Source organism: Massilia sp. LC238 (assembly GCF_000735635.1).
GTDB classification, from domain to species: Bacteria; Pseudomonadota; Gammaproteobacteria; order Burkholderiales; family Burkholderiaceae_D; genus Telluria; species Telluria varians.
The window spans coordinates 302,120-318,644 of the sequence record NZ_JNNN01000030.1 but is presented as its reverse complement, the minus strand read 5'-3'; the positions used below and the strand labels follow the sequence as shown (position 1 = coordinate 318,644).

The following is a 16,525-nucleotide window of genomic DNA, read 5'->3' as shown; positions in this document are numbered from 1 at the left end:
CATGAGTAAACGATTGACGACATGGAGCGGCGCCGCCTGCGCCGCCCTGCTGTGCTGCGCCGCGCCGGCAAGCGCGGTGGACTGGAGCGACAACGCCATCAGCTACCGCTACGGCACCCGCTTCGCCGAGCCCTTCAATCCGGAGCACATCAAGAAGCACATCGTGGCGTTCACCCACGCCAGCGGCTACAAGTACGGCAGCAACTACCTGAACCTGGACGTGCTCAAGTCCGACAGCACCGACCCGCGCGACCTCGGCAGCGACAGCGGCGCGCTCGAGGGCTACCTGCTGTACCGCCACACGCTCGACATCGGCGCCCTGCGCGGCCAGGAGATCCGCTTCGGCAAGGTGAAAGGCGTGGGCCTGACGGTCGGCTTCGACGTCAACCACAAGGACGACGTCGGCTACAACTCGCGCAAGCGCATGCTGGTCGCGGGACCGACCCTGATGTGGGACGTGCCGGGCTTCCTGAACACCAGCATCCTGTGGCTGCGCGAATCGAATGCGCCGAGCGGACCCTTCCCGCCGATCGCCAACGTGCGCGGGCGCTATACCTACGACACCCATCCGATGTTCGGCGCCAGCTGGGGCATCCCGGTGAACGAACACTGGTCCTTCGAGGGCTTCCTGAACTTCATCGCCGCCAAGGGCCTGGACGAAACCGGCGCCCCGACCAGCGCCGAGACCAACCTGGACTTCGCGTTCATGTATGACGTCGGCCCGCGCCTGGGCTACGCGAAGAACAAGGTCCGGGTCGGCGTCGGCTACCAGTTCTGGAACAACAAGTTCGGCAATTCGCGCCGGACGACGGGCGGGGCGGGGCAGCGCGCCAGCACGCCGATGGTGCGGGCGGACTTCCATTTCTAAGGCTGTTTAAGGAGTCTGTAGGGCACTTGAATTGGCTCAACAATTGTAGATAAATTTACAATTGTTGAGACGAATCGGCGCAAGGTGTTTTTCCATGCAATTGCAAAAATTGCATCATGAAAACCACCTTCCTGCCCCCCACTTTAGGTGCGCTGCTGCTGGCCCTGTGCTGCAACAGCGCTGTCGCGGCCCCGGCCGAGCACAAGGAATTCGAAGCCACCCTGCACGCGCCTTTCCAAGGCGCGGCGGATGCGCGCCGAACCTTCAGCCTGAACTTCAGCTATCCCGGCCTCGAACAGCCGGGCACCGTGTACTGGAAGCTGGAGCTGGTCAGCCCGGAGGGGCGCGCTATCCGGCTCTGGCGCGGCAACAGCCGCATCTCCGGCGAGACCGCTCTGGTCCGGGTCGCATGGGACGGCCGTCTCAATGGAAAACCCGCGCCCGCCGGCCTGTACCGGGTGCGCATGCGCGCCGCCCTGCGCGGAGTGCCGCACGACGAGCAGCACGACGCCGTCGAGCAGGACTGGCAGATCGCCGTCGGCGCCCCGCCGGCGCAGCGCACGCCGCGCTTTACCCCGCTGCCGGGCGCGCGCGACGCCGCGTCGACGGGGGCGGCGGCAGCGCCGGCCACCGCCTCGCTGCCCTACACGGTCTACCTGGCCAACCTGCACAGCCAGAGCAACCACAGCGACGGCGGTGCCGCCCTCGATGCCTGCAAGGGCGCCCAGGATCCGCTCAAGGCCAAGTACGGTCCCGAAGCCGCCTTCGCCTATGCGCGCGGGCGCGGCCTCGACATCCTGGCCGTCTCGGAGCACAACCACATGTACGACGGCTCGGACGGCACCGACCCCAACGCCGAGCCATCCAGGGCCAAGGACTTGTACAAGGCCGGCCTGGCCAGCGCCGCCGCCTTCAATGCCACCAAGCCGGGCTTCCTGGCGCTGTACGGCATGGAGTGGGGCGTCATCAACAACGGCGGCCACGTCAACATCTTCAACAGCGACGAGCTGCTGGGCTGGGAGACCAATGCCTTGGGCGAACTGCTGGCCGATACGCGCACGGCGCGCAGCGACTACGGGGCGCTCTACACCCTGATGCGCCAGCGCGGCTGGGTGGGGCAGTTCAACCATCCTGCGCACAGCGGGCAGTTCAAGGTGAACGGCGTGCCGCTCGCCTATACGCCTGACGGCGACGAGGCGATGGCGCTGTGCGAAGTGATGAACAGCACCGCCTTCTCGACCAACGACACCGAGACCGAAACCCGGCGCAGCAACTTCGAGCAGGCCTGCAACCGGCTGCTGGAAGCCGGCTACCACGTGGCCTTCAGCACCAACCAGGACAACCACTGCGCCAACTGGGGCGCGTCCTACACCAACCGCACCGGCATCCTGCTGCCCAACGGGACGGCGCTCACGCGCGAAAGTTTCGTGGAGGCGCTCAAGGCGCGGCGCGTGTTCGCCACCATGGACAAGGGTTCGCAGCTGGTCCTCACCGCGAACGGCAAGCTGATGGGCGAGCGCTTCACCAACCGCGGGCCGCTCACGCTCGTTGCCAATTTCGCATCCAGCGCCGGCAAGAGGGTGGCGGCGGTGTCGATCCTGGCGGGCGTGCCGGGACGGAACGGCAGCGTCACCGAGGTCTCGAACCTGGCCACCAGCACCTTCACGCCGGCGCCGGGCAGGCACTTCTTCTATGCGCGGGTGACCCAGGAAGACGGCAATGTGTTGTGGTCGGCGCCGGTGTGGGTGACGCAGGAGTAGGGGATCAGAAGCCCAGTGGCTCGCCCGCACCCAGCATGGTAGCGACGCCCAGCACCGCGAAGATCAGCGCCGCCAGGCCGTGCACGAGCCTGAGCGGCACGCGTTTGGCGATGCGCTCGCCGAACACCACCGCCGGCACGTTCGCCAGCATCATGCCGAAGGTGGTGCCGGCGACGACCGCCGCTATCGAGTCGTAGCGCGCCGCCAGGGCCACGGTGGTCACTTGCGTCTTGTCGCCCATCTCGGCGATGAAGAAGGCCAGCACGGTGGTCAGGAAGACGCCGAAGCGCGCCAGCGGCAGCTCGTCCGCATCCACCTTGCTGGGCGCCATGACCCAGGCGGCCATGGCGAGGAAGGACAGGCCCAGCACCCAGCGCATCACGCCCGGACCCGCCAGTTCGCTCACCAGGGCGCCGACGGCGGCGGCGAAAGCGTGGTTGAACACGGTCGCGACAACAATGCCGAACACGATCGGCAGCGGGCGGCGAAAGCGGGCGGCGAGGAGGAGGGCCAGCAACTGGGTCTTGTCGCCGATCTCGGCAAGTCCCACGATGCCGGTCGATACGAGAAAGGCGTCCATGAAGCGGCAGGTACGAAAGTCCCGATCTTAGCAGAGCCCCCGGTTCCCGCAGCGCGCGCCAGCCTCGGCCCGGTGCTTTCCGGCCACGGTCGAAAATGCTATTCTGCCCGCTTCCTTCCACGCGAGAGACCATGAAGACTAGCACCCTGCTGCGCGCCTCGGCCTGCGCCTTTATCTGCCAGTGGAGCGCCTACGCGTTCGCACTCGACCCCCTCAGCTACGCCAAATACGACCAGGTCAAGACCACCGCCCTGCACCTGGACCTGAAGGCCGACTTCGCGCGCAAGACCCTGGCCGGCTACGCCGACCTGACCCTGAACTGGATCGACAAGTCGGCCAGCACGCTGGACCTCGACACCCGCGAGCTGAAGATCTCGAAGATCGAGGCGCAGGACGCGAAAGGCGCGTGGAAGCCGGTCAAGTACACCCTCGACAAGCTGGATGCCGAAAAAGGCCAGGCCCTGCACGTCGCGCTGCCCGGCCAGCCGGCCAAGGTGCGCATCCACTACCAGACCGCGCCCACCGCGCCGGCGCTGCAGTGGCTCACGCCGAAGCAGACCATGTCGGGCAAGTACCCTTTCATGTTCAGCCAGTCGCAGCCGATCGCCGCGCGCTCCTTCGTGCCGATCCAGGACACCCCGGCGGTGCGCTTCACCTATACCGCGCGCATCCAGGCCCCGGAGGGCATGCGCGTCGTGATGAGCGCCGATAACGATCCCAAGGCCACCGGCAAGGGCGGCTGGAAATTCACCATGCCGCAGCCGGTGCCGTCCTACCTGATCGCCATCGGCATCGGCGAGCTGGAAGCGCGCACCCTGGGCCCACGCACCGGCGTCTACGCCGAGCCGATGCGCATCAAGGCCGCCGAGTACGAGCTGGCCGACACCGAGAAGATGGTGGCAGCGGCCGAATCGCTGTACGGGCCGTACCGCTGGGGACGCTACGACATGCTGGTGCTGCCGCCGTCCTTCCCGATCGGCGGCATGGAAAATCCGCGCCTGACCTTCCTGACCCCGACCATGATCGCGGGTGACCGCAGCCTGGTGGACCTGGTCTCGCACGAGCTGGCGCACAGTTGGTCCGGCAACCTGGTGACCAACGCCTCGTGGAAGCACTGGTGGCTCAACGAAGGCTTTACTACCTACGTCACCACCCGCATCCTCGAGAAGATGTACGGCGAAGAAGTGGCGACCATGAACCTGCAGCTCGAGCAGGAAGAAGCGCTCGATTCGCTCAAGGACATCCCGAAGGCCAAGCAGGCACTCGTCACGCGCGACCCGGACACCAGTTCCGAGCACTATACGGATGAAGGCCTGGCCTATCCGAAGGGCGCCTGGTTCCTGCGCACCCTGGAGCAGCGCGCCGGCCGCGCCGCGTTCGACACTTTTCTCCGCAGCTGGTTCGACCAGCACGCCTTCCAGAGCGTGACCACCGACCAGTTCGTGGCTTTCCTGCGCGCGAACCTGCTGGCCAAGAACCCGAAGATCATGAGCGACGCGGAGCTGGACGAGTGGCTGTACGGCCCGGGCATCCCGGCCAGCGCTACCCGCGCCGTCTCGGCCCGCCTGGCCAAGCTGAACGACACCACCGCGCGCTGGCTCAAGGGCGACATCAAGACCGCCCAGCTGCCTGCCAAGGACTGGAACGCCGCCGAGTGGATGAAGTTCCTGAACGATATCGACAACAAGGCCGATGTCGCCAGGCTGGAAGAACTGGACAAGGCCTATGGCCTGGCCAAGACCGGCAACAACGAGGTGGCCTTCCGCTTCTACCGCGCTTCGGTACACGCCGGCTACCGCGGCATCCGCCCGAACCTGGAAGCCTTCCTGATGAGCGTGGGCCGCCAGAAGTTCGTGGTGCCGCTGTATGGCGCGCTGCGCGCCAATGCGGAAGACCGTGCCTGGGCAGAGCGCGTCTATAAAGCTGCGCGCGAACGTTACCACCCGGAGACGCAAGGCAGCGTCGACAAGCAAATGAACAAGTAACAAACAAGGGGATGAACAGAGTGTTTGCCATGAATCGCATTGCAGCCGCGGCCCTGCTCGCGCTGACCGCCAGCGCCGCCGGCGCCGTATTCGCACAGGACGCCGCGCCCGCCAGCGCTGCCGTGGCGCCGGCTTACAACCTGAAAGCCGAAGTCGAACGCGTCATGAAGGAGTTCGACGTGCCGGGCATCGCCATCGCCGTGGTCAAGGACGGCAAGGTCCTGGCCGCCGAAGGCTTCGGCGTGCGCAAGCGCGGCGAGCCGGCCAAGGTCGACGGCAAGACCATCTTCGAGATCGCCTCGAACTCCAAGGCTTTCACGGCCGCGGCGCTGGCCATGCTGGTCGACCAGGGCAAGCTGGGCTGGGACGACCCGGTGATCAAGCACCTGCCGGACTTCCGCATGTACGACGCCTACGTCACCGCCGAGATGACGATCCGCGACCTGCTGGTCCACCGCAGCGGCCTGGGACTGGGCGCCGGTGACCTGATGTGGTGGCCGACCACCAATTTCAGCACCGACGAGATCATCCACAACCTCCGCTACATCAAGCCGGCCACCAGCTTCCGCAGCGCCTACGCCTACGACAACCTGCTCTACATCGTGGCCGGCAAGATCATCGCCGCCAAGTCGGGCAAGACCTGGGGCGAGACCATGCACGAGTGGATCTTGAAGCCGGTCGGCATGACGAACACCACCACCAGCCTGGAAGAAAACGCGAAGTTCGCCAACGTCTCGGCGCCGCACAGCAAGATCAACGGCAAGGCCGTGCCGGTGAAACCGATGCCGGTGGCGAACGCGGTCGGCGCGGTCGGCATCAACACCAATGCCGAGGACATCGCGCGCTGGATGAACGTACTGCTCGACAGCGGCAAGCTGGGCAAGGGGGCGGACGGCAAGGACGTGCGCCTGTGGTCGGACAAGCAGGCGCGCGAGATGTGGACCGCGCAGACCCCGATGACCATCAACACGCCGCGCGCGCCGCTGGCCGCCACCAAGCCGAACTTCTATGCCTATGGCCTCGGCTTCCAGTTGCGCGACTACCAGGGCAAGCTGGTGGCGATGCATGGCGGCGCGCTGCAGGGCTTCTACACCCGCGTGCTCTTGGTGCCGGAGTCGAAGCTGGGCATCGCGATCTTCACCAACGCGGAAAGCGGCCCCTCGCTGAACGCGCTGCAGTACCGCCTGCTGGACCAGCACCTGGGCGTGGCGCCGACCGACTGGATCGGCCGCATCGCCGACATCGACCGCGAGAACCAGGCCAGGGAAGCGGCCCGCGTGAAGGGCGAAGCTGCATCGCGCGCGGCGGGCTCGAAGCCGTCGCTGCCGCTGGCGTCCTACGAAGGGGAGTATGAGGATGCGTGGTACGGCAAGGCTTCGATCAAACGCGTGAACAACAAGCTGGTGCTGTCGTTCGCGAAGACGCCGGACCTGACCGGGGAGATGGAGCACTTCCAGCACGACACCTTCATCGTGCGCTGGAAGGAGCGTAACTTCAATGCGGATGCCTACGTGACCTTCTCGCTGGACCACGACGGCAGCATCGAACGGGTGCGCATGAAGCCGGTGTCGACGGAGACGGACTTCAGCTATGACTTCCAGGATCTGCTGTTCACGCCGGTGAAGAAGGACAAGAAAGTCTGATCTGAAGCTGGTTGAACGCGTGGGCAGGAGCCCTGCCCACCCTACGATATAGCTTCTGTAGGGTGGGCGGGTTCCCCGCCCACGCTTTCAACTACACGTCGAGATGTCGAAACGCTTTACTTCCCGTTCCACACCTTCATCATATCCTCCGACCCCTGGGTCCGGATCCCGTTGTCCGACAGGATCCCTTCGGTCGCATCCAGCACCGCCTTGCGCGGCAGGATCATGTTTTCGCCATAGCGCTGGTCGAACTTGAAGACGACGTGCTCGTCCTTCAGGTCGCGCAGCGTCGACACCAGGTGGGCCAGGCTGCGGATCTTGACGCCGTTGACCGTGTCCACCACCGAGCCGAAGCGGTTGTTGTAGCCGCGTACCAGCGGGTGCGGGAAGAACGGGCCGCTGATCACCACCAGCTCCTCACGCGTGGCGTCCGGCGAATCGCCGCGCCGCGTGATCAGGGGGCTGTCGTTGAAGGCATAGGCATTCGCCGCCGGCGCGCTCGCCACCATGAAGGACAGGAATTCGCTGGTGGCGCGGGTGAACACCACAGGGCCGTACACGAAGTAGGACGGATAGCCGCCGTTCAGGTCCGGAATCAGGAGCGGACGCGGGCCGCTGGTCGGCACCTCGACCTTCATCGGCTTGCCGGCGCGGATGATCGACATCGGCACCTTGCCATCCTTCGCCAGCTGCTGGATGCGGTACTGGAAGCGCACGCGCAGGTTCGAACCCAGCTTCACCATGCCCTGGTTGTCGATCGGGTGCTCGCCGACGTGGGTGACGATGTCGCCTTCCTTCAGCGGCCAGCTGGCATCGTTCTTGTACGGACGGTGCACCAGCGCGCCTTCCACCGACCTGTCGATCTTCAGGTACTGGCGCAGGCCCGTGTTCTCCAGGTTCTGGAAGCTGTCGTGCAGCAGCGGCTTGCCGTCGTAGCGGCCGTCCGCCACGTCCTTCAGGAACAGCTCGATCTCTTCGTTCGGGATCACATAGCCGATGTTCTGGGCATTGGCCGCCATCGAGAAGGCCAGGCCGATCATCTTGTCGCCCGCGATCACCGGGCCGCCGCTGTTGCCCGGGTTAATCGGTGCGTCGATCTGGATGCGCAGGCCCGAGCTGAACGAGCCGTAGCCGACGAACTCCACGCGCGAGACGATGCCGCGGGTGGTCGACAGCGAGTTGCCGCCGACCGGATAGCCGTAGGCGAAGACCGCTTCGCGCACGTCCGGCAGCACGGCGGCGCGCTGCACCGGAGGGCGCTTGTCGAAGAAGCTCGGGTCTTCCAGTTCCAGCACGGCCAGGTCCAGGCCGCGCGCCAGTGCGATCACCTTGGCGGGCACCCGGTCGCCCGACTGGCTGGCCTGCACCTCGACCTGGCTGGCGTAGCCGACCACGTGGGCGTTGGTCAGGATGCGCTTGCCCTCGATGATGACGCCCGAACCGGTGACGTCGGCCGGCGAGGCCTTGGTCCAGGGCTTGTACGGGTCCGGACGGCGCACGGTGGCGAAGATCTTGACCACCGAGTTCTCGACCGCCGGCAGGGCCGGCGCCTTGGTGGCGGACGGAGTGGCGACGGCCGGCGAGGGCGGCGTGGCGGGAGTCGGTGCTGGAGGCGGGGAGGTGTCCTGGGCGTGGACAAGGCCGCTCAAGGCGAATGCCACGGCGGCGGCGAGGCGTGCGGTTTTCATGGGTTCCTTCGGTGGCTCAACAGTAGTTCGAGTGGCAAGAATATACACGCTCGCCGCCGAAGGATATACACCAATCTTCACGAGAGGCGACGCTGCCTCTCGAGCAATCAGCTTACTGCTTGACGAACTTCAGCGTCATGCGGTCGCTCTCGCCGATCGCCATGTACTTCTCGCGGTCCTTGTCCTTGTTGGACAGCACCGGCGGCAGGGTCCACACGCCCTTTTCGTGGTTGGCGGTGTCCTTCGGGTTGGCATTCACCTCGGACTTGGCGGCCAGCTTGAAGCCGGCGCCTTCGATGGTCTTGATGACCCAGGCCTCGTGCACGTAGCCGCTCGAGGCCTTGGCATCCTGCGTCATCGCGGCTGGCAGGCGATGGTCGACCACGCCCAGCACGCCGCCGGGTTTGAGCACCTTGTGGATTTCCTTGAAGGTGTTCTTCAGCGCCTCCTCGCCGTTGCCGACCCAGTTGTGCAGGTTGCGGAAGGTAAGCACCATGTCGACGCTGTTCGGCGCCGCGATCTGGTAGGTGGCAGGCGGCTCGAATACGGCCGGGACCACCTTGTCGTAGACCGCCGGCGTCGCCTCGAACTTCTGCTTGAGCGCCATGCCGCCGCGCTTTTCCGGCACGAAGGCCTGGCCCGCGGCGATCAGCTTGCCGTTTTGGCGCAGGTAGGGCGCCAGGATCTCGGTGTACCAGCCGCCGCCGGGCGCCAGTTCCACCACCGTCATGTTGGGCTTGATGCCGAAGAAGGTCAGCGTTTCGTACGGGTGGCGCGCCGCGTCGCGCGCCTTGTTGGCGGCGCTGCGGTGTTCGCCGGCGATGGCGGCTTTCAAGGCGTCGTCCGCGTGTGCGGCGCCGGCGAACAGGGTCGCGGCGATGCCCGCAGCCAGGATCAGTCGTTTCATCGGTTCGAGGTCTCCAAGTGATTGTGCGCGGCCGGGCGGAACGCCGCCGCCGCGCTGATGATCGGTCACACTTGGCGGACAGTCAAGCATTCCTTGTGTATGCATATCTCACTCGTAAACATGTCCGCGGACAGCGGATATCCACCAAATCATGCATTTGTATAGCGCTTTGATCTGGCACAACAATTGCCTATTCAAAACCTCGAGTTGCTGCTAAGGTTGACAAGTTTGCCGGGGCCATCAGCCCCGTTGAAACCACTCCCTCCGTAGTAAATACAAGAGCGGGCCGCACCACAAGGCGGGACCGCTGCCCAGAAGTAGGTTGATTTCAGGAGACTTTATGGAACGCCGTACCTTTCTCAATTTCAGCAGCCTGGCGCTCGCCTCCACGCTCGTCCCCTTCAGCCGCGCGATCGCCGCGGACGAACTGCTCAGCTCCATGCCCACGGCCGCCAAGAAGGCGCTGGCCGACGTCGCGCTGAACGCCGCCACCAAGGCCGGCGCCAGCTATGCCGACGTGCGCATCGGCCGCTACCTGAACCAGTTCATCACCACGCGCGACCTGAACGTGGAGAACGTGGCGAACACCGAGTCGGCCGGCGTCGGCGTGCGCGTGATCGCGAACGGCGCCTACGGCTTCGCCGCCACTTCGGACATGTCGAACGACGGCATCGCCAACGCGGCGCGCCAGGCGGTGGCGATTGCCAAGGCCAACGCCAAGCTGCAGTCCGAACCGGTGCGTCTTGCACCAGTGAAGGGCGTCGGGGAAGTATCGTGGAACACGCCGATCAAGAAGGACTGGCGCACCGTGCCGATCAAGGACAAGGCAGACCTGCTGATCGCCGCCAACAAGGCCGGCATGGAAGGCGGCGCGACCTTCATGAATTCGATGCTGTTCCAGGTGAACCAGCAGAAGTACTTCGCTTCCACCGACGGTTCCTACATCGAGCAGGACGTGCACCGCCTGTGGGCCCCGTTCCAGGCCACCGCCGTGGACAAGGCCACAGGCAAGTTCCGCTCGCGCTCCGGCCTGGGCGCGCCGGTCGGCAAGGGCTATGAATACCTGGATGGCCTCAAGGAGCACAAGATCAAGGCTGCGGGCGGCGTTGCGACCCTGTACACCGATACCTACGACATCATCGAGGACGCGCGCGCCGCAGGGCGCGATGCCAAGGCCAAGCTGACCGCCAAGTCTGTCCTCCCAGGCAAGTACGACCTGATGCTGTCGCCGGAACACCTGTGGCTGACCATCCACGAGAACGTTGGACACCCGACGGAACTGGATCGCGTGCTCGGCTACGAAGCCAACTACGCCGGCACCAGCTTCGCCACCCTGGATAAATGGGAATCGAAGAAGTTCAAGTACGGTAACCCGATTGTCAATCTGTTCGCCGACAAGACCACCCCGGGTTCGCTCGGCGCCATCGGCTACGACGATGAAGGCGTCAAGACCAGGAAGTGGGACATCATCAAGGACGGCATCCTGGTCAACTACCAGGCCACCCGCGACCAGGCCCACATCATCGGCGAGAAGGAATCGCACGGCTGCTCGTACGCCGACTCGTGGAACTCGGTGCAGTTCCAGCGCATGCCGAACGTCTCCCTGGCGGCGGGCAAGAAGAAGCTGACCCCGGACGAGATGGTCAAGGACATCAAGAAGGGCATCTACATCGTCGGCGACGGCTCCTTCTCGATCGACCAGCAGCGCTACAACGCCCAGTTCGGCGGCCAGCTGTTCTACGAGATCAAGGACGGCAAGATCGGCCAGATGCTGGAAGACGTGGCCTACCAGGCCAACACCCAGGAATTCTGGACCGCCTGCACCGCCATCTGCGACGAGCGCGACTGGCGCATGGGCGGTTCCTTCTTCGACGGCAAGGGCCAGCCGCCGCAGATCAGCATCGTGTCGCACGGGTCGTCGACCGCGCGCTTCAACGGCATCAACGTGATCAACACCGCCCGCAAGATCGGCTAAGGCAAGAGGACCCTCATGAGCATCCTTACCCAGGACCAGACCAAGCGCATCACCGACCGGGTGCTGTCGCTCTCGAAGGCCGACGAGTGCATCGTCAACATCGAAGGCGCCCGCATCGGCAACATCCGTTTCGCACGTAACGCCGTTTCCACCGCCGGCCTGGCCGACGACACCCGCTTGACCGTGCAGGTGGCCTTCGGCAAGCGCCAGGGCACGGCCACCATCAACGAGTTCGACGACAAGTCGCTGGAAAAGGCCGTGCGCCGTGCCGAGGACCTGGCGCGCCTGGCGCCGGAGAATCCGGAATTCATGCCGGCGATCGCCAAGACCGGCTACAAGTCGTCCGAGACCTACGTCAAGCGCACCGCCGAGATCGACCCGGAATTCCGCGCCCAGGCCGCCGCCTACGCGATGGAAGCCTGTCGCAAGAAGGGCCTGGTCTCGGCCGGCTTCTTTACCGACCGCGAGACTTTTGAAACTGTCGCCAACTCGAACGGCGTGTTCGGCCATCAGGTCGCCACCTCGCTCGACTTCACCTGCACTGTGCGCACCGAAGACGGCCGCGGTTCGGGCTGGGTCAAGCGTTCGGCGCGCGACGTCGCCCGTTTCGATCCGCGCGAAGCGGCCGACGTGGCCATCGAGAAGGCGCTGCGCTCGGTGGACGCCAAGGCCCTCGAGCCGGGCCGCTACACCGTGGTGATGGAGCCTTCCGCCACCAGCGACCTGCTGACCTTCATGATCGGCGGCTTCAACGCCCGCATGGCCGACGAGGGCCGCAGCTTCCTGTCGAAAAAGGGCGGCCAGAACCGCGTGGGCGACAAATTGTTCGACCAGCAGGTCAACATCTGGTCCGACCCGTGGGACAAGGACGTGCCGGTGCTGCCGTGGGACGGCAACATGCTGCCGCGCGAACGGACCCACCTGGTCAAGGACGGCCGCATCAATGCGCTGAACTACTCGCAGTACTGGGCCAAGCAGAAGGGCCAGCGCGCGATCGGCAGCGCCGGCAACATCATCATGGCCGGCACCGACAAGAGCACGGCCGAGCTGATCGCCAACACCAAGAAGGGTGTGCTGGTGACCCGCACCTGGTACATCCGCATGGTGGACCCGCAGTCGGTGCTGGTGACGGGCCTGACCCGCGACGGCACCTTCTACATCGAGAACGGCAAGGTCAAGCATCCGATCAAGAACTTCCGCTTCAACGAGAGCCCGGTGAGCATGCTGAACAACATCGAGGAGATCGGCAAGCCGCTGGTGATCGGCGGCGACGAGGCGAACTACTCGATGCTGATCCCGTCGATGAAGATCCGCGATTTCAACTTCACGTCGCTGTCGGACGCGGTTTAAGCAACAGCCATCCCGCGGCCCCAAAACCGTCATTCCGGCGAAGGCCGGAATCCAATTCCGCTGCGTAGTGTCGGCGCCAAACTTGGATCCCGGCCTGCGCCGGGATGACGGCTCGAAGGCCGCGGGTGAACGCATACGGAAAACACACATGGAACGTCGTAAATTCCTCCAGATCGGCGCCGGCACCGCGGGCGCCATGCTCATCCCCGTCTTCGGCAACGCCATCGCCGCCGATGAACTGATGAGCGCCATGCCCACCAGCGCCAAGAAGGCCTTGGCCGACACCGCGCTGAATGCCGCCACCAAGGCCGGCGCGTCCTACTGCGACGTGCGCATCGGACGCTACCTGAACCAGTTCATCATCACGCGCGACCTGAACGTCGAGAACATCAGCAACACCGAATCGACCGGCGTCGGCGTGCGCGTGATCGCCAACGGCGCCTACGGCTTCGCCTCGACCAACAACCTGACCCCGGACGGCATCGCCAACGCCGCGCGCCAGGCGGTGGCGATCGCCAAGGCCAACGCCAAGCTGCAGACCGAGCCGGTACGCCTGGCTCCCGTGAAGGGCGTGGGCGAGGTGGCCTGGGCCACCCCGGTCAAGAAGGACTGGCGCGCCATCCCGGTCAAGGACAAGGCCGAGATGCTGATTGCCGCCAACAAGGCGGGCATGGCCGCCGGCGCGAGCTTCATGACCGCGTCGCTGTTCCAGATCAACCAGCAGAAGTACTTCGCCTCCACCGACGGCTCCTACATCGACCAGGACATCCACCGCCTGTGGGCGCCGATCAATGCGACCGCGGTCGACAAGGCCAGCGGCAAGTTCCGCTCGCGCGCGGGCCTGTCCTCGCCGGTGAGCATGGGCTACGAGTACTTCGACGCCAAGGCCAGCGACAAGGTGCAGGCCGCCGGCGGCGTGACCACCCTGTATACCAACTCCTATGACATCATCGAGGACGCCAGGCTGGCCGGCAAGCAGGCGCGCGACAAGCTGACCGCCAAGTCGGTCGAGCCGGGCAAGTACGACCTGGTGCTGTCGCCCGAACACCTGTTCCTGACCATCCACGAGAATGTCGGACACCCGACGGAACTGGACCGCGTGCTCGGCTACGAAGCCAACTACGCCGGCACCAGCTTCGTGGGCCTGGACAAGTGGGCGTCGAAGAAATTCAAGTACGGTTCCGAGCGCGTGAACTTCGTTGCCGACCGCACCACGCCGGGCTCGCTCGGCCTGATCGGCTACGACGACGAGGGCGTGCCGGCCAAGAAGTGGGACATCATCCGCAACGGCATCCTGGTCAACTACCAGGCCACGCGCGACCAGGCCCACATCATCGGCGAGAAGGAATCGCACGGTTGCTCCTACGCCGACAGCTGGAGCACCATCCAGTTCCAGCGCATGCCGAACATCTCGCTGGAAGCCGGCAAGGCGCGCCTGACTCCGGACGAACTGGTCAAGGACGTCAAGAAGGGCATCTACATCCTGGGCCGCGGCTCGTACTCGATCGACCAGCAGCGCTACAACTCGCAGTTCGGCGGCACGCTGTTCTACGAGATCAAGAACGGCAAGATCACCGGTCAGCTGGAAGACGTCGCTTACCAGACCAATACCCAGGAATTCTGGAACGCCTGCTCGGCCATCTGCGACGAGCGCGACTGGCGCATGGGCGGCTCGTTCTTCGACGGCAAAGGCCAGCCGAGCCAGGTCAGCGCCGTCTCGCATGGTTCGAGCACCGCGCGCTTCAATGGCATCAACGTCATCAACACCGCACGCAAGATCGGTTGAGGGAAGGGGACAATATGAAACAGCTGAACCAGGAAGAAGCAAAACGCATCGCCGACCGCGTGATCGGTTTCTCGAAAGCCGACGAGTGCAGCGTCTCGATCGAAGGCAATCGCACCGGTAACATCCGCTTCGCACGCAACAGCGTGTCGACCGCCGGCCTGACCGAAGACACCCAACTGGCCGTGCGGGTGGCATTCGGCAAGCGCGTCGGCACCGCCGTCGTCAACGAGTTCGACGACAAGTCGCTGGAAAAGGCCGTGCGCCGCGCCGAGGAACTGGCGCGCCTGGCGCCGGAGAATCCGGAGTTCGTCCCAAGCGTCGGCAAGCAGGAATACCAGCTCACCAAGACCTTCGTTCCGAGCACCGCCGCCATCGATCCGGCCTACCGCGCCGAAGTCGCCGCCGCCTCGATCGGCCAGGCGCGCGCCAAGAAGCTGGTCACCGCCGGCTTCTTCACCGACAGCACCCGTTTCGCCTGCATCGCCAACTCGAAGGGCGTGTTCGGCTTCCAGGAGTTCACCGACCTGTCCTTCACCTGCACCGCGCGCACCGAAGACGGCCGCGGTTCGGGCTGGGTCACCCGCTCGGCGGTCGATGCGCGCCGCTTCAACGCGGCCGAGGCGGCCGAGATCGCGATCGACAAGGCGCTGCGCTCGGTCGATGCGAAAGCGCTGGAGCCGGGCCGCTACACCGTGATCCTGGAGCCGGCGGCCACCTCGGAAATCCTGGGCAACATGTTCAGCTCCTTCGGCGCGCGCGCCGCGGACGAGGGCCGCAGCTTCCTGGCCAAGAAGGGCGGCGGCAACCGCCTGGGCGAGAAGCTGTTCGACGAGCAGGTGAACATCTGGGCCGACCCGTGGAACCCGGACGTGCCGGTGGCGCCGTGGGACAACCAGACCATGATTGCCCGCAAGCGCACCGACCTGATCAAGAACGGCCGCGTCGCCTCGCTCGGCTACTCGCCGTTCTGGGCGCAGAAGACCGGCAACCAGGCCACCGCAGGCCACGGCAACATGATCATGGCCGGCGGCACCAAGTCGCTGGAAGAGCTGGTTGCCGATACCAAGAAGGGCATCGTGGTCACGCGCACCTGGTACATCCGCATGGTGGACCCGCAGTCGCTCCTGATCACGGGCCTGACCCGCGACGGCACCTTCTACGTCGAGAACGGCAAGATCAAGCACCCGGTGAAGAACTTCCGCTTCAACGAAAGCCCGGTCACCATCCTCAACAACATCGACGAGCTGGGCAAGCCCGAGATCATCGGTGGCGACGAGGTGCCGTTCCAGATGGTGCTGCCGCCGATGAAGGTCCGCGACTTCAACTTCACCTCGCTGTCCGACGCGGTTTAAGTTTTTAACGATGGCCAACTACGATTTCTACTTCACGCGCCTGAGCTACGAATCGGGCGACTGGGACGTGGATATCCGTATGCCCAGCAACGTGCTGAACTCGCTCGTCGAGTACACCACCTTGCGGGTGGATCCGGCCGAGCGCATCGTCGCCCTGTCGGATCCGAAGATGCTGCAGGCGCCGTTCTGCTACTTCGCGGGGCACAAGCTGGTGCAGTTCACTCCGGCGGAGCGGCGCAACCTCGAAAAATACGTGCGCGGCGGCGGTTTCGTCTTCGTGGACGACTGCAACCACGACATCGACGGACTGTTCGCCAAGTCCTTCGAGGCCGAGATGACCAAGATTTTCGGCGCCTCCGCACTGAAGAAGATCCCGAATACGCACCCGCTGTATTCCTGCTTCTTCAAGTTCGACGGGCCGCCGACCACCGGCGGGGAACTCAATGGCTGGGGCGACGACCTGGTGCACGAGTACCTGAAGGCGATCGAGTTCGGCGGGCGCATTCGCCTGCTGTACTCGAACAAGGACTACGGATGCGAGTGGGACTACGACTTCCGCAACAAGCGGTTCCTCGCGGTCGACAACACCCGCTTCGCGGTCAATATCATTCAATATGCGTTGGGAGCGTAA

At 65.0% G+C, this 16,525-nt stretch carries 12 protein-coding genes; 9 read left to right on the top strand and 3 right to left on the bottom strand.

What is annotated here, in order from left to right:
* Position 1: 1 nt before the first annotated feature.
* Together FG94_RS07410 and FG94_RS07405 are read left to right on the top strand one after the other, a co-directional pair.
* Complete coding sequence (locus FG94_RS07410; RefSeq protein WP_036209071.1) at positions 2-868, top strand: outer membrane beta-barrel protein; 867 nt, start codon at positions 2-4, stop codon at positions 866-868.
* Positions 869-984: 116 nt separating this feature from the next.
* Positions 985-2,628, top strand: coding sequence for a CehA/McbA family metallohydrolase (locus FG94_RS07405; RefSeq protein WP_051996306.1), 1,644 nt, complete (start codon positions 985-987; stop codon positions 2,626-2,628).
* A gap of 4 nt (positions 2,629-2,632) precedes the next feature.
* Here the strand turns inward: FG94_RS07405 and FG94_RS07400 are convergent, their stop codons facing one another.
* Positions 2,633-3,208: a TMEM165/GDT1 family protein gene (locus tag FG94_RS07400; RefSeq protein ID WP_036209068.1), complete on the bottom strand. Its 576-nt coding sequence runs from the start codon at positions 3,206-3,208 to the stop codon at positions 2,633-2,635.
* A gap of 131 nt (positions 3,209-3,339) precedes the next feature.
* On the opposite strand from FG94_RS07400, the gene FG94_RS07395 reads away from it, so the two are divergent.
* Positions 3,340-5,193 (top strand): M1 family metallopeptidase, encoded by a 1,854-nt coding sequence (locus tag FG94_RS07395; protein WP_036209066.1) that lies wholly within the window; start codon positions 3,340-3,342, stop codon positions 5,191-5,193.
* A gap of 29 nt (positions 5,194-5,222) precedes the next feature.
* Positions 5,223-6,836, top strand: coding sequence for a serine hydrolase (locus FG94_RS07390; RefSeq protein WP_081925855.1), 1,614 nt, complete (start codon positions 5,223-5,225; stop codon positions 6,834-6,836).
* Between the two features lie 116 nt (positions 6,837-6,952).
* Here the strand turns inward: FG94_RS07390 and FG94_RS07385 are convergent, their stop codons facing one another.
* Positions 6,953-8,524 carry a S1C family serine protease gene (locus tag FG94_RS07385; RefSeq protein WP_036209062.1) on the bottom strand — a complete coding sequence of 524 codons (1,572 nt, stop codon included), beginning with the start codon at positions 8,522-8,524 and terminating at the stop codon, positions 6,953-6,955.
* 112 nt (positions 8,525-8,636) lie between these two features.
* Positions 8,637-9,431 (bottom strand): class I SAM-dependent methyltransferase, encoded by a 795-nt coding sequence (locus FG94_RS07380; protein ID WP_036209060.1) that lies wholly within the window; start codon positions 9,429-9,431, stop codon positions 8,637-8,639.
* Between the two features lie 340 nt (positions 9,432-9,771).
* Here FG94_RS07380 and FG94_RS07375 point away from each other — a divergent pair, with 340 nt between their 5' ends.
* The 5 genes from FG94_RS07375 to FG94_RS07355 all read left to right on the top strand — a co-directional run bounded on the left by FG94_RS07375 (position 9,772) and on the right by FG94_RS07355 (position 16,525).
* Positions 9,772-11,406, top strand: coding sequence for a TldD/PmbA family protein (locus FG94_RS07375; protein ID WP_036209058.1), 1,635 nt, complete (start codon positions 9,772-9,774; stop codon positions 11,404-11,406).
* Between the two features lie 15 nt (positions 11,407-11,421).
* Positions 11,422-12,756: a TldD/PmbA family protein gene (locus FG94_RS07370; protein WP_036209056.1), complete on the top strand. Its 1,335-nt coding sequence runs from the start codon at positions 11,422-11,424 to the stop codon at positions 12,754-12,756.
* A gap of 148 nt (positions 12,757-12,904) precedes the next feature.
* Entirely contained in the window at positions 12,905-14,542 is a 1,638-nt protein-coding gene (locus FG94_RS07365; RefSeq protein WP_036209054.1) for a TldD/PmbA family protein, read from the top strand.
* Positions 14,543-14,556: 14 nt separating this feature from the next.
* Positions 14,557-15,894 (top strand): TldD/PmbA family protein, encoded by a 1,338-nt coding sequence (locus FG94_RS07360; protein ID WP_036209052.1) that lies wholly within the window; start codon positions 14,557-14,559, stop codon positions 15,892-15,894.
* Between the two features lie 10 nt (positions 15,895-15,904).
* Positions 15,905-16,525, top strand: a complete 621-nt coding sequence (locus FG94_RS07355; protein ID WP_036209050.1) for a DUF4159 domain-containing protein — start codon at positions 15,905-15,907, stop codon at positions 16,523-16,525.

Bases quoted from the DNA above. Each gene is read 5' to 3' on its own strand.
- FG94_RS07380 (WP_036209060.1), bottom strand. From the start codon at position 9,431: ATGAAACGACTGATCCTGGCTGCGGGCATCGCCGCGACCCTGTTCGCC.
- FG94_RS07390 (WP_081925855.1), top strand. From the start codon at position 5,223: ATGAATCGCATTGCAGCCGCGGCCCTGCTCGCGCTGACCGCCAGCGCC.
- FG94_RS07395 (WP_036209066.1), top strand. From the start codon at position 3,340: ATGAAGACTAGCACCCTGCTGCGCGCCTCGGCCTGCGCCTTTATCTGC.
- FG94_RS07355 (WP_036209050.1), top strand. From the start codon at position 15,905: ATGGCCAACTACGATTTCTACTTCACGCGCCTGAGCTACGAATCGGGC.
- FG94_RS07365 (WP_036209054.1), top strand. From the start codon at position 12,905: ATGGAACGTCGTAAATTCCTCCAGATCGGCGCCGGCACCGCGGGCGCC.
- FG94_RS07370 (WP_036209056.1), top strand. From the start codon at position 11,422: ATGAGCATCCTTACCCAGGACCAGACCAAGCGCATCACCGACCGGGTG.
- FG94_RS07405 (WP_051996306.1), top strand. From the start codon at position 985: ATGAAAACCACCTTCCTGCCCCCCACTTTAGGTGCGCTGCTGCTGGCC.
- FG94_RS07360 (WP_036209052.1), top strand. From the start codon at position 14,557: ATGAAACAGCTGAACCAGGAAGAAGCAAAACGCATCGCCGACCGCGTG.
- FG94_RS07410 (WP_036209071.1), top strand. From the start codon at position 2: ATGAGTAAACGATTGACGACATGGAGCGGCGCCGCCTGCGCCGCCCTG.
- FG94_RS07375 (WP_036209058.1), top strand. From the start codon at position 9,772: ATGGAACGCCGTACCTTTCTCAATTTCAGCAGCCTGGCGCTCGCCTCC.
- FG94_RS07385 (WP_036209062.1), bottom strand. From the start codon at position 8,524: ATGAAAACCGCACGCCTCGCCGCCGCCGTGGCATTCGCCTTGAGCGGC.
- FG94_RS07400 (WP_036209068.1), bottom strand. From the start codon at position 3,208: ATGGACGCCTTTCTCGTATCGACCGGCATCGTGGGACTTGCCGAGATC.